Origin of the sequence: Streptomyces noursei, from assembly GCF_016917755.1 — a bacterium.
GTDB lineage: Bacteria > Actinomycetota > Actinomycetes > Streptomycetales > Streptomycetaceae > Streptomyces > Streptomyces yunnanensis.
This window is the reverse complement of the sequence record NZ_CP070326.1, coordinates 2310878-2324110: the sequence shown is the minus strand read 5'-3', so window position 1 is coordinate 2324110 and position 13233 is coordinate 2310878. Positions and strand designations below refer to the sequence as shown.

The following is a 13233-nucleotide window of genomic DNA, read 5'->3' as shown; positions in this document are numbered from 1 at the left end:
AGATCCAAGAGAGAGACCCGTTATGTTCGACATCAAGGCCCTGGCCCGGCTGCTGCGAGCTCATCTGGCTGAGGTGCGCCGGCATGCCCGTGGGGACGCCGGATACACCACCGAGACCGTTCTGATCACCGCCCTGCTCGTGCTCCTGGGGCTGAGTGTGGTGGGCATCATCGTCGCCAAGGTCACGGCCAAGGCCAAGGGAATCGACCTGGGGTAGACGTGACCGCCATCCTTCGCAGGCCACGTGACGACCGCGGGACGGCGACGACGCAGCTGGTTTTGGTCGTGCCTGTGCTGCTGCTCCTTGCCATGTTGGTGGTGCAGTTCGCGCTGGTCTGGCACGCCCGGCACGTCGCGCAGTTCGCCGCCCAGCGGGCTCTGGCTGCCGCCCGCACGAAGTCCGGTTCGGCTGCTGACGGCCGGGCTCAGGCCGGTCGCAGCCTCGCGGCGCTGGGCAGCCGGATCCTGACCGCGCCCTCGGTGACCGTCGCGCGCACCGCTACGCAGACGACCGTGCGGGTGCGCGGAACGGTGATGGCAGTCGTGCCCGGCCTCCACCTCCACGCCTCTGGCGCTGTCTCCGGCCCCACCGAACGCCTCACCACCCCCACCGGAGCTCGGTCATGACGTCCCCCTCCCACGAAGCTCGTGCCGCGGGCCCCGACTGCGGTTCGGCCTCGGTGGAACTGGTGCTGATCACTCCGCTGCTGGTGCTGGTGCTGCTCGTCGTGGTGGCATTGGGACGGCTGACCGATGCACGCCTCATTGTGGGGGACGCCGCCCACCAGGCCGCCCGTGCCGCTTCCCTGGCCCGTACCGAACACGCCGCCCGTACGGAGGCCGTCGGCGCCGCAACCGTGGCCCTCAAGGAAGCAGGTGCCGCCTGCACCAGTCCGAGCGTTCACGTCACCACCGGCGGGCTCACCCCGGGGGCCAGTGTTTCGGCGAAGGTCTCCTGCACTGCCGCCCTCGCAGACCTCACCCGCACTGGCATGCCCGGCCACGTACACCTGGACGGCACCGCGTTCTCCGTCGTCGACTCCCACCGAGGTGCCTCGTGACGCCACGACTCCGAACCCACCTGACCAACGTCCGCGCCAGGCTCAATCACGGAGACGACCGAGGGCAGGCCACGGCGTTCGTCATCGGTGTCATGGCTGCGCTGTGGCTCTTCGCCGGGATCGTCGTCGACGGGGGCCTGGCCCTGGCCGGCAAGGCCCGAGCGCTGGACGTGGCGCAGGAAGCCGCCCGCAGTGGCGCTCAGCAGCTCGACGCCGGTCGGCTGCGCGATCGCCACGAGGTCCGCCTCTTACGTGCAGAGGCCACTCGCGCCGCCCATGCCTACGTCGTCTCCGCCGGGGACAGCGGTGGCGCGTTGGTTAGGGGGAACGCCGTCACCGTCGAGGTCACCCACCGCTACCGCACGCAGATCCTGCAACTGGTCGGCCTGCGCTCCCTCACCCTGCACGCGACCGCCACCTCACACGCCGAACGCACCAGCCCGTAAAGACTGTTCATCACTTCTGCCGCGGAGAGCGAACCGGCCGTCATGAGCACTCACCACGCCGCACTACGCGAGCGCCTGACCGCGGCCGCCACGGCCCTGGGCACTCTCACCGTCACGCTTGGCCTGCTGGGCGGAATGCCCTACGTGCTGTGGCAGGCCACCGGCGTCCCGTGGCCCGACAACATCCATTCCTGGCACGAACTGGGCGAACGGCTCGCGCAGCCGATCAGCGATCCGCTGGTCATCGAGCTGCTGGCGGTGGTGGGCTGGGCCTGTTGGGCCGCCTTCGCCTATACCGTGGTCCGCGAGATCTGCTGGTATACAGCCCACCTCCCACAACTGTTGCAGGACCGCCGCGCCCACCACGACCACGTCGCCACCCTGTCCCTCAAGGGCTCGCTGGGCGCGCTGTGCATCGGCACCCTCGTCGTCGCCCTGCTCAGCCTCTGGCGCCCCGCAACTGCCAACGCACAGCAGCTCTCTTTCGCGAACGAGGCCCCGCACCGGATCGCCGCGACAGCCCCCCTCGACCCCGCGGTGGTGCAGCAAGCCGCCCCTAGGACTTGTCCGGTCGATCATGTGACTATCCCTGGCTCAGGTCGTTGATGTGGACATGGGGCGGGGCGATCTGAGTGATGCCGAGTGGGAACGGCTGCGGCCGTTTCTGCCGGTCAGTAACAGGCGTTGTGGCCGGTGGCGGGACCATCGGCAGGTCATCGACGGGATTTTGCATCGGGTGCGGACCGGGGTGCAGTGGCGTGACCTGCCGGAACGGTTCGGGCCCTGGAAGACCGTCTATGAACGCCATCGGCTGTGGTCGGCCGACGGCACGTGGGAGCATCTGCTCCAGCAGGTCCAGGCGGCAGCTGACGCCGCGGGTGAGATCGACTGGGACATCTCGGTCGACTCCACCGTCGTCCGCGCCCACCAGCATGCGGCCGGCGCCCGCAATGATCCGCCGCCGGTCCCGGTGTCAAAGGGGGCCGAACTGCACGAACATCAGGGCGAGACGCCGTGGCAGAGCCTGTGCGGCCGGCTGGTGGAGGTGGTGCGGGAGGTGAGGGGCTGGGCCGCTCGCGCGGCGGGTTCACCACCAAGCTCCACCTGAGCGCGGACGGCCGCTGCCGCCCACTGTCCTTGGTCGTCACCCCAGGTCAGCGGGCGGACTGCACCCAGTTCAAGGCCGTTATGGACAAGATCCGCGTCCCGCGGGTCGGCTCGGGCAGACCACGGAAGAAGCCCAACAGCCTTGCCGCGGACAAGGCTTACAGCAACAGGCTGTGTCGCGCATACCTGCGAAGGCGAGGAATCCGGCACACCATCCCGGAGAAGACCGACAGCCAAGCCGCCCGCCTACGCAAAGGCGCACGCGGCGGGAGGCCACCCGGCTTTGACGAAGAGCGGTACAAGAAACGCAACACCATCGAGCGAGCCATCAACCGACTCAAGCAACACCGAGCCGTGGCCACCCGCTATGACAAACGCCGCTACATCTACCTCGGCACCGCAACCGCCGCCGCCCTCACCATCTGGCTCCGCACATGATCGACCGGACAAGTCCTAGTTCCGCAAGCACGGCAGCGACGTCCCGTACTGAGGCTGCCGAGCCTCATGCCAATGTCAAAACGGTGCGACACATCGAGTACACGGTGATGGAAGGCGACACGCTGTGGGACATCGCCTACGCGCACCTCGGCGACGCGCTCAGGTGGCCACGGATCTACGCCCTCAACAAGGATCGGGTGCAAAGCGACGGTGTCCGCCTCCGCGACCCTGACCTGCTAAAGCCCGGCTGGCAACTGACCATCCCCGTCAGCGACCGCCACCCCGCTTCGTCGGCAACCATCCCCGTTCCCGACGGCCCTCCGCCGGATTCCGTAGCGGAGCCCCCGTCCGACTCGCCCGCTTCGCCACGGCCGGCTCCCGCCCGCAGACCCGTCACCGACCGGCAGGTCACCGGACGGAACGTCCTCTCCACACCACGACAGGACGACGGTGCCGCGGACCGCAAGGTGGAGATGGAGGCCGCGTCGGGATCGGCCACGATTGGGTTCGGGGAGGCGAGCCTGATCGGCATCACTGCGGCGGCAGGTCTCCTGGCCGCGCGCCGCTACTGGTACGTGCAGCAGCGTCGTCGGCGTGAACCTGACGCGCAGGTCCCCGCCTTGAGCCCGCTGGTCGACAAGGCCGCTCAAGCCGCGCATGCCGCTGCACAACCCCGTCGCTCCCACGACCCCGAAGCCCTGATCACCCGCCGCACGCCGCCCCAACAACCCCGTAGCGCAGACACAGTGACCATCGGGGTAAGCGACAACGCGGAGGTGCCCGTCGACGTCCTGGCCACCACCGGCGGCTGCACCTGGACCGGTCCCGGAGCCGAGGACGCCGCCCGCTCCCTGCTGACCGGCGTGCTCACCGCCGCCGAACGCCAACGCCCCGCCCCTCCCCACACCAAAGCCGTCGTCACCGAAGACACCGCCGACCGCCTGCTCCCCGGACTGCCACCGCAGTTCACCGCCTTGACCCAGACCACCGACACCGCACAAGCGGTCCGCATCGCCGAACAACACCTGGTCACCCACGCCCGTGCACAGCAGGACCGCGACACGCCGACAGCGGGCCCGGCAACAGCGGACAGTGCAGACGAGACCGAACCCGGTGCTCTGCTCCTGCTGGCCACACCGGACGCCGCCCACCTCGGGCAGGTTCAGGCCCTGGCCGCCCGCAGCCAACCCGGCGTCCTGATCGTGCTCACCCTCGACGTCCCACTTTCGGGCGCCGAGCACTGGAACATCGCCGCCGACGGCACCACTACCCGACCCGACGCACACCCCCAACACCCCAGTCACCTGAAGCTGTTCCACCTCACACCCGACGCCGGCCGCGACATGACCGAAGTCCTCCTCGGCGCCCACGGCCAACGCCCCCACCTGCGCATCCTTCCCGACCAACGCCCACCCGCCCGAGACAGCCAGCCGAAATCCACTGCCGCCGACGACTCAGAGGGCGAACCGGCCCCCGCCGCCCCGTATCCCAACACCGCCTCCCGCCCGCAACAGACCAAGCCCGTTCGCCTCCACGTCCTCGGCCCCATCACGCTGTACGCCCGCGGCCACGCCGAACCCGTCGGCACCAACCTCAGGCCCGAAGTCCACGAATTCCTCGCCCTGCTGGCCACCCACCCCACCGGACTCCTCGCCACTGACATCGCCGACAAACTCCACCTGGAACCCGACAACGCATCCAACGCCTTGAAAAACCTTCGTCGCGCCGTACGACGTGCCCTGCGTGCCGCAACGGGGATCACCGCACAGGAATTCATCCTGCTCCAAGGAGAGCTCCATAAACTCCACCCGGAACTCGTAGAAACCGATCTCGAAGATTTCACTAGAACCCTCAAGGAAGAATTCTCTCCACCGAAAGATTCAGCGCATGACGCCCTGCCCGCTGCGCGAGAGGCCCTTGTCCACTACCGGGGCCCCTTCGCGCAAGGTGCTGACTATCTGTGGGCTGACGCGATCCGGGAACACCTCACCACGCAGGCCACCGACGTCGCTCTCCGCCTTGCCCACCGAGCCGAACACGCCACCGCTGCCCCGCAGCAGCGGGACACCATCCTGACGCTCCTGGAACACCTCGGAGCGCTCCACCCTGACCACGAGCGGCTGACCCAACACGCCATCCGGCTATACCAGGCCGCGGGCCGCCACGACGCCGCCCGCCACGCCTACACCCGTCTCGAACGCCACCTCGCCGACCTCGGCCTCGAACTCGACCCAGCCACCCAAGCTCTCATCGCACCGCGGACCCCCACGCGCCGAATGGGGTGAAAGCGCAGCTCAACGCCCCTGTAAGCCACATATCGAGCCCGAGCGGCGCGTTGGCGATTCCCCCGTCGATCCGGGCGTCGTTTCCACCCTCGCTTCCGTGTACGCGCTTGGATACGACACCCCCGCTGGGCCCGTAGCCACAGGTCAAGCGCCCGGCGAGCCACCCGTGGGCGAGGGCGACTGTATATCGGTGCAGCAAAGCATCCCGATCTACTTATGACAGGCCCCGGCCGCCTGTGATCCCTGAGCGTTGCCGGCACCAGGCCGTGCAATCGTCCGTACCTCAACCCCGCCCTGTGGTCACCCTCCTGCAGATCTTCCTGTAACTGCTCAGCTCTCCGCACACCTACGAGGCGCGGCGGCGCCCGGGCGCAGCCGAGGGTGCCGCCGCGCCGGGGGCCGCGCCGGGGGCCGCGCCGGGGGCCGCGCCGGGGGCCGCGCCGGGGGCCGCGCCGGGGGCCGCGCCGGGGGCCGCGCCGGGGGCCGCGCCGGGGGCCGCGCCGGGGGCCGCGCCGGGGGCCGCGCCGGGGGCCGCGCCGGGAGTGTCGCGTGCCGACACCTGGGAAACGGTCGTCAATACCACGAACCACGACGCCTTGCGTCGCACGCCCGGAAATGCCCCTGAATTCCCGTCGTGAATTCGCGAGAAGTCCAGCATTATCAAGCCTAATCCGGCTTCAGGTGAAATGCGGATCGAGCTATATTTGAATTGTTCCCGGGGGCAGGAATGGGAAATCCCGCCAATTCCTTCGCGGAGGATATCCGCGTACGGGTGAAGTGCGGCCAAAAGTGATTCCGGCCACCGCTGCCTGAAGGCCGCCGTACACCGCCCCCACCAACGCCTGAAGAGACGGAGCCGACCCATGTGCCATGCCTCGGACGACAACGCCCCTGTAATCCCCCGCATCCCCCGGCCCAGACGGCCGATCGAGCCCATGTCTCGCCCGCCCCGGCCCCGTGTGCCGCGCCAGGCGCCGCCCGCCGACAAGTAGCCGACCTACCACCTTCCGACGCCCATGAACGGAGGCGCCCATGGCCACCCCACCCCAACCAGCGTCCCAGTCCCAACCTCAGGCTCAGGCACCATTCGCCTCGGCCGCCCCGACATCCCTGGCTGCGCCGTCGAAGGCGCGCCCGGGTGAGTTGCGGGCCCGCGTCGCGAAGATCCTGGCAGATCACCCTGGTTCGATGTTCAGCGTCACCGAGCTGGCGAAGATGCTGGGACATTCCGGAGGCGCGGTTGGCAACGCCTGTGAAACCCTGGTGGTTCAGGGCGGAGCGGAGCGGGTGGGCTCCAAGCCCCGTATGTACCGGGCAACTCCCAAGACCGCAGCCGCAGCACAGCGGGCCGTATTGCTTCAGCCCACCCCGGGGCCCACGCCCCCAGCACCCCGCCAGGCGTCCTCGGCACCCGCGCAGCCGCCCACTGCACCACCGGGCGGACGACCGCTGCCCATCAGGCGTCCGAACGGGCAGCACTACCACCCCAGGGCACTGGCGCAGCTCCCAGATGTCGAAGCGTTGCGCAGGTTGCGCGAGGCGGGGGTTGCGGTGTTGTTGTACGGGCCGCCGGGGACAGGGAAGACCTCATTGATCGAGGCGGCCTTCCCGGACCTGATCACGGTGGCCGGGGACGGGGACACCACGGTCGGCGACCTGATCGGCGAATACACCCAGGACTCAAGCGGCGGCTACGAGTTCATCTACGGACCACTCGTCACCGCGATGCAAGAGGGGCGAGCCCTCCTCTTGGACGACGCGACGCTGATCTCGCCGAAGGTGCTGGCCGCCTTGTATCCGGCGATGGACGGGCGGCGGCAGATCCAGGTCAAGGCGCACAAGGGCGAGACGATCACCGCCACCGACGGTTTCTACGTGATCGCCGGTCACAACCCCGGCGTGCACGGGGCGGTGCTCACAGAGGCCCTCGCCAGCCGGTTCTCGGTCCAGATCCAGGTCGGTTCGGACTACGACCTGGCCGCCTCCTTGAAGATCAACCGCACGGCGGTTCGCGTCGCCCGCCACCTCGCCACCAGCCAGCAGGCAGGCGAAGTCGGCTGGGCCCCGCAGCTACGTGAGTTGATCGCCTTCCAGAAGATCTCCGATGTTCTGGGCACCGAGGCGGCCTTCGCCAACCTGGTTGGCATTGCGCCCCTGGAAGACCGCGATGTAGTCGCCGAGATCGTCACCAAAGCCCTCGGCCGCCCGATCACCGCCCTCGCCCTCGGCCGCCAGCTCTGAACACACCCCCGGCCCGGCGCACGGCCGGGCCGGGCCCACAGGCCCACGCCCAGGCCGCCCCAGGCGCCACCACCGCACACCCCGTACGCCACGTACCCGAAGGGAATCCCCAGTCATGGCTGCGCAGTTGCACAACCACCTCCCAGCAGCCCCGCCCGCCCTCTCCGAAGCCGAATGGGCAGCCGCACGGTGGGCGGACGACGGTGGCTGCCTCACCGAACCCCGCCCCACCGCACACAAGCGTCACTGGCTTCGCATCGCAGCAGCACTGAGCGCCCGGCTGCCGGAACTGACCGGGCGCGAGGACATCCTGGTCACCTGCGAACACGGCACCCGCTCCGGCGCCCCCGCCGCCTTCTACCCCACCACCGCCCAACTCGAGATCGACACCGCCCTCTTCGCCCCGCTGACCCCCGCCAGCATCCGCCCAGGACGCCCCGGCGACGAGGCGCGGTACCCCACGGCCTGGGGCGCCTTCGTTCACGAGGCCGCCCACGCCGCCCACTCCCGCTGGCTGCCCGAACCCCACCTGCGCGGCACGGCCCTCGATGTGGCGGGGCAGGTGCTGGAGGAGTCCCGCGCCGAGCAGGCCCACCTGCGCCGCCGCCCCGGCGACCGCCGCTACCTGCGTGCCGCTGTCCGCACCCTGGTCCTGGACGACTTCACCAGCCAGACCCCCACTGACCGGTGGCAGGCAGCCCTCGCCGCCGGGCTGCTCCTGGCCCGCCGGGACGCCGGAATCCTCGACCCGGACGAAACCGAACCCCTGCACAACACCGTGACCGGCATCCTCGGCCCCGACATTCTCGACACCCTCGCCGACATCTGGACGGCGGCCCACGCCACCGCCGACGAAGATGGCGCGACGATGATGGAGCACGCCAAAGCCTGGTGCCAGGCACTCGGCACCAACTCCACCGGACCGGAACCGACACCCGACAAAACACCAGGCGGCGGCCGCACCGGCGAACTGGCCGAAGCGATCAGCAAGGTCGTCGCCACGGTCCAGGCGAACGAGGCCGCCCGAGCCGAGGCCGAAGCCAAGGTCGCCGCCACCCGAGCGGCCCGTGCCCAGGCCAAGAACACCCAGGCCGCCCAGCAACGACAGGCCGCGAAGACCGCCGAGAAGGTCTTCGCCCCCGGCGCCCGCCCCTACACCCCCGGAAAGCCCACCAACGGCCGCTACCGCTCACCGGTGACCGGCACCCGGCCCCCGCTGGCGGGTGAAAAAGCGGCCGCCGGACAGCTGGCACGGGCACTTCGGGCCGCCGCCTACAGGGAACGCACCACGACCGTCACCGCATCCGCCGCCCCGCCCGGCCGCCTCAACATGCGCCAAGCCCTGGCCCGCGATGCCCAACGCGCCGCAGGCGCCACCCCCACCGCAACACCCTGGACCCGCACCATCCACCGCCCCACCTCCACACCAGCCCTGCGGGTCGGGATCGCCGTCGACGTCTCCGGATCCATGTCAGCGGCCGCCGCACCCATCGCCTCCGCCGCCTGGATTCTCGCCAAAGCCACCGCTCTCACCGACCCCGACTCCCGCAGCGCCACCGTCGCCTACGACCAATCCATCACCGCCATTACGGCCCCCGGGCGTACCCCCGCCTGCGTCACCCAGTTCAACGCCAAGGGAGGGGGCCACTGCCTCGCCGAGGCCACCGACGCCCTCACCGCCGGACTCGACCTCAACCGCCCGGGGGCGGGGCGCCTGCTGGTCATCGCCTCCGACGGCTACTACCGCCCCGACGAAGCCGCCCGTGCCACCGCCCGCATCACCGCCCTACGGAAGACCGGATGCGCAGTCCTTTGGCTCGCCTTCGCCCCCGACCCTCGCCCTCTACCAGGCACTACCGTGTTGGAACTGACCGACCCGGCCCAGGCCATCACCGCCATCGGCAAAGCCACCACCACCGCCCTGGCCACCACCCAACCCTGACCGCCGGCCGCTCCAGCGACCGCCCGGGGCGGCACCACCGATCCAAGGACGGCACGGTGGCGCTGCTCTCCGAGTTGCACCGTGACAGCAGAACCCGACCGCTGCTTCGTAGAGGTCGATGACTCCGACGCGTACCTCCAAGACAGCGCCGCAGCTGAGGTGTCACGAGAGCAGGTGGTAGCCGGCAACGGCTACCACCTGTACCTGCACAGCCTGCAACCCGCCATCGGAGTTGACGTCATCATCCGCATCTGGGACGAGCCACAGACTCCCGCCCACTGCGGCGGTCGGCGTCCGGGCCGCCGGTACGGTCTCACCTCTTCCGTAGCTGGTCTTTATCGCCGGCCACGACGGTGCGGGCGATGTTGGGGCATCGGTTCGGGTTCGCGGAGGGTGCCGTCCGCCTTGCAGCGGCCTTGCGGCCGGTGCCGTCGGCCCGCGGCCAGTCGCGTTCTGTGCTGCGTGACGGTGACGCCCGGCCCCTCCTGTATGGCGACGTTGAGCCGCTGGACTCGTCGACGTCGGTTACTGGAGGCACACTTTCAAGCCAGCGCGACGTGTTCAAGATGCAACAAAGCGAATTTTTGAGTCAGCCTGATCATCACTGTGCGAGAAGAGCCCTACCAGTCACTGTCCTGAATCCATCGCCAGGTCACAGCATGTGGTGGCGGCTCTCTTCTTTCGCACGCAACTTCGCAGAGTAATGCAAGCAGGCAGTTCCCGAACGGGAGGATTCTCCTCCGGTCTTCCGATGCCTCGCTCGGTGCGGAGCATCTGCAACACGCATAGTTTCAGGACAGGTCGGATCAGGCTTTTCTCCTCTTACTCTGTAGACGGCGCTTGCGAGGGCATGGAAATATTCATGACGCATTGCAAAGCCCTTCCAAATCGAAGGGCCGGGGGGTAAACGGGGGTAGAGCTGCATGTGTTACGGGGATTCATCCTGTTGCCTTGCGAGACTTCCTTAGCGGATTCAGGATGAAGTGATGTGTGCCGGCGTCTAGCCGACGACTACTCTTTTTCGTTCCAGTGGTTTTCGCCATGGCTGCGATTCCGGTAGGGCGTACGCATCTTTGTCATGCGTTGAGCGCATGCATCCTGAGATTCATTTACCCGTCATGCCGCCCGTCGTGCCTGATGGGTGTATCACCTGCCTGCTGTTGAAGCAGGCCGTAAAGGAAAGGGAAGAGTGTGAACAAGAAGAAGATAGCCGCGGGGGTCGGTGTCGCGCTTGCGAGTGCCGCCCTGATTGTGACGACTCAGGGCTCGGCGCAGGCTGCTGAGGCGAAGGCGCCGGCCGTTCCTGCGGCCGCCATGAAGGTGCAGGAGCCGGGCAACGCGCCGCAGGCCATCGGTGGCCTGGCAAATCTGGCGGGTAAGGTCGGCAGGGCGGTTGCCGGTGCGGCTCAGAAGGCGTACGTGCACGGGAAGGCCGCGGCTGAGCTGGCTGGAGACGCGGCCGCGGAGGTGGCCGGTAACGTCTTTGGTGTCGCTCCGGCTTCGTCCGCTCCGAATGCCTCCTCCGTCGAGATGGTTTTCGACAAGTGAAGGATCACGCTATAACCAGGAGGGTGGCGCTGATTGTCGGCGCTGCCCTCCTGGGCCTTCATTTCTGCGTAGCAAGCTTCTCGCAGATGCCGCTGACCCCAGTCAAGCTCCGTTTCCTGAGCTTCGTAAACAATTACCTGCAGCCGTACCAGACGCAGAACTGGAGGCTCTTCGCCCCGAACCCGCTATCCGAAAACCGAGGGATTCTGGCCCGAGGTCGATGCGCGAACGGCAAGACCACCGAGTTCTACGATGTGACGAGCAGATACATCGAAGCAGCCCAGAACAGCAGGTTCTTCCCTTCCCGCATGTCGCGACTGGTGACAGGAAACGTTCTTCAGCTAAGCGGCGGCGATCCGGTGCTGGACGAACTCAGAGAGCAGCAAAAGACGTTGCATAAGCGGCCGCTTCCGGAAACCCCCCTTGAGAAGAAAAATCGAAAGGAAACCGTCACGTTCCTTTCGAGGTACTCGCTCACTCAGATGCCCCAGATGTGCGGCGGAAGGCCGGATGAAGTACAGGTCCGTGTCTATGTAGAGAAAATGCCGCCGTGGTCCAAGCGGAATGACCCGAAGGCCAGGAGTGAGACGAAGATACAGGACATGGACTGGGTGAAAGTGGGGGCACTGTGAAAAATATAACCCGCCTCCTGGACATGGCTAGCACCCGGTCTTTCAGCGTCCTCGGTGTCAGCGGAACACGTGCATTGCTGGGCTTCGTGGGGTTTATGTACTACGCGAGCCAGTACGGGGATCGATCTTACCTTTTCGGCCCCGACGGTGTGCTTCCCTGGCGAGAGTTCGTCTCCCAATTGCACGACAGCGGGACCTTCAGCCTGTACGCCTTCAGTAACTCCGAAGCCTGGTTCCAGATCATCTTTCATCTGGGAATGCTGACGGCTTTAGCGGTGGCCTGCGGTGTAGGTGGGAGGTTGGTGCTGGCCCTCCACTGGGTGTTCCTGTGGTCGATCTACCAACGTCAGACTGTCCTCCTCGATGGTGGAGACAACCTGGCCTATGTAGTGATCCCCATGCTGCTGCTCACTCGCTGCTACGGGCGCCTTTCATTTTCCACAGGAGTTGCACGCAAAATTTCACGACGCACACCCAGCGTCGTGAAAGCACTCTCAGACCCCATACACAATCTCGGCCTCCTGGCCATTGCCGTTCAGATTTGTTTGGTGTACATGGTGAGTGGCCTATCTAAGGTACAAGGCAAGGTGTGGCAGGACGGGACAGCCCTCTTCTACGTCCTTCGGCTCTCCGAATTCAAACTCCCCGGAGTCTCCGAACTCATCTACCAGAATGAATTTCTGGTCTTCCTGGGAACGTACTCCACAACGATCTTTCTGGTGTACTTCCCGCTGGGCATCCTCGTTCCGCGACTGCGGCCATGGGCCGCGGCCGCATCCATAAGCTTCCACCTGGCCATCGGCATCATCATGGGCCTCACGAGCTTCGCGTTGACCATGATGGCCTGCGACCTCATCTTCCTGAGCGGAGCTCTCGACGCACTCGCGAAACGTTGCAGCCGGCTGATCCACCGGCAGCGATCTGCGGTCGCCCACGAGCGGCACCCCGGCATGGCCCCCGTTTCGCCGTCGCCCAGCGCGGCGCAGTCTCCACCACACCCTGCGACTGTCTCTTCCGATGGATGAGCTGACAGCCGTTCCGATCGGACCGCTCTCAGATGTTGCCTGTCGACGGCCGTGTTCGGCCATCGGCCAGACCCGAGGAAAGTCCCATGACTTCACCGATCACTGGTTCGGAACCGCTATTGCTCTTCGACGGAGATTGCGGGTTTTGTCAGAACGTCATCAACCGCATATCCGCCCTGAGCCGGCCGGCCGTGGACGCGGTGCCCTGGCAGTCTCTTCCAGAAGAGACAACACGGCCCCACAGCGAGCGTCTCGACCGCGAGGTCCTGCTGGTGCGGCACGGCCAGGCCCTGGCCGGCGGCGCTGACGCCCTGGCCATCTACCTGCGTCACTCCCCGCGCCGCAGGTACCGGATCGCCGGCATGGCGATCACCCTCCCCGGAGTAGTCCGGTGTGCCCATGCCGTCTACCGATGGGTGGCGCGAAACCGACACCAGATGCCCGGCGGAACGCTTTCATGCCGCCTACCACCACCACAGCCATAAGACAGCTCCACCCCGCGCTCGTC

The 13233-nt window shown here is 67.4% G+C and carries 13 protein-coding genes and 1 pseudogene; 13 read left to right on the top strand and 1 reads right to left on the bottom strand.

Translation table 11 applies throughout. From position 1 onward, the window contains the following. Nucleotides 1–22 precede the first annotated feature (22 nt). The 7 genes and pseudogenes from JNO44_RS10235 (at nucleotide 23) to JNO44_RS10205 (ending at nucleotide 5337) form a co-directional block, all read left to right on the top strand. Nucleotides 23–217, top strand: coding sequence for a hypothetical protein (locus tag JNO44_RS10235; protein WP_205363217.1), 195 nt, complete (start codon nucleotides 23–25; stop codon nucleotides 215–217). A gap of 2 nt (nucleotides 218–219) precedes the next feature. Continuing rightward, nucleotides 220–627, top strand: coding sequence for a TadE/TadG family type IV pilus assembly protein (locus JNO44_RS10230; protein ID WP_205363215.1), 408 nt, complete (start codon nucleotides 220–222; stop codon nucleotides 625–627). Nucleotides 628–680: 53 nt separating this feature from the next. Further along, on the top strand, nucleotides 681–1061 hold the full coding sequence (locus JNO44_RS10225) for a TadE/TadG family type IV pilus assembly protein (RefSeq protein WP_205369647.1): 381 nt from the start codon (nucleotides 681–683) through the stop codon (nucleotides 1059–1061). After that, a complete protein-coding gene (locus tag JNO44_RS10220; protein WP_205363207.1) occupies nucleotides 1058–1507 on the top strand; it encodes a pilus assembly protein TadG-related protein in 450 nt (149 codons plus the stop codon). The genes JNO44_RS10225 and JNO44_RS10220 overlap by 4 nt, the downstream gene beginning before the upstream one ends. Before the next feature lie 42 nt (nucleotides 1508–1549). After that, entirely contained in the window at nucleotides 1550–2113 is a 564-nt protein-coding gene (locus JNO44_RS10215; RefSeq protein ID WP_240167510.1) for a hypothetical protein, read from the top strand. A 7-nt stretch (nucleotides 2114–2120) separates the two neighbouring features. Then, a pseudogene (locus tag JNO44_RS10210) lies at nucleotides 2121–3052 on the top strand (IS5 family transposase). 83 nt (nucleotides 3053–3135) lie between these two features. Continuing rightward, nucleotides 3136–5337: an AfsR/SARP family transcriptional regulator gene (locus JNO44_RS10205; RefSeq protein ID WP_240167509.1), complete on the top strand. Its 2202-nt coding sequence runs from the start codon at nucleotides 3136–3138 to the stop codon at nucleotides 5335–5337. 346 nt (nucleotides 5338–5683) lie between these two features. Here JNO44_RS10205 and JNO44_RS10200 read toward each other — a convergent pair whose 3' ends face one another. Further along, complete coding sequence (locus JNO44_RS10200; protein WP_205363196.1) at nucleotides 5684–5896, bottom strand: hypothetical protein; 213 nt, start codon at nucleotides 5894–5896, stop codon at nucleotides 5684–5686. A gap of 629 nt (nucleotides 5897–6525) precedes the next feature. Between JNO44_RS10200 and JNO44_RS10195 the strand changes: the two genes are divergently transcribed. From JNO44_RS10195 to JNO44_RS10170, 6 genes are all read left to right on the top strand, one after another. Then, nucleotides 6526–7578, top strand: coding sequence for an AAA family ATPase (locus JNO44_RS10195; RefSeq protein ID WP_205369637.1), 1053 nt, complete (start codon nucleotides 6526–6528; stop codon nucleotides 7576–7578). Nucleotides 7579–7693: 115 nt separating this feature from the next. After that, entirely contained in the window at nucleotides 7694–9520 is a 1827-nt protein-coding gene (locus JNO44_RS10190) for a VWA domain-containing protein (protein ID WP_205363191.1), read from the top strand. Between the two features lie 1191 nt (nucleotides 9521–10711). Next, complete coding sequence (locus JNO44_RS10185; RefSeq protein ID WP_205363189.1) at nucleotides 10712–11068, top strand: hypothetical protein; 357 nt, start codon at nucleotides 10712–10714, stop codon at nucleotides 11066–11068. Between the two features lie 23 nt (nucleotides 11069–11091). Next, on the top strand, nucleotides 11092–11700 hold the full coding sequence (locus tag JNO44_RS10180; protein WP_205363188.1) for a DUF5819 family protein: 609 nt from the start codon (nucleotides 11092–11094) through the stop codon (nucleotides 11698–11700). A gap of 23 nt (nucleotides 11701–11723) precedes the next feature. Further along, the gene (locus JNO44_RS10175) at nucleotides 11724–12725 is read left to right on the top strand and encodes an HTTM domain-containing protein (protein WP_205363187.1); all 1002 of its coding nucleotides are present in this window, start codon (nucleotides 11724–11726) and stop codon (nucleotides 12723–12725) included. A 32-nt stretch (nucleotides 12726–12757) separates the two neighbouring features. Next, entirely contained in the window at nucleotides 12758–13210 is a 453-nt protein-coding gene (locus JNO44_RS10170) for a thiol-disulfide oxidoreductase DCC family protein (protein WP_338058563.1), read from the top strand. Nucleotides 13211–13233 lie beyond the last annotated feature (23 nt).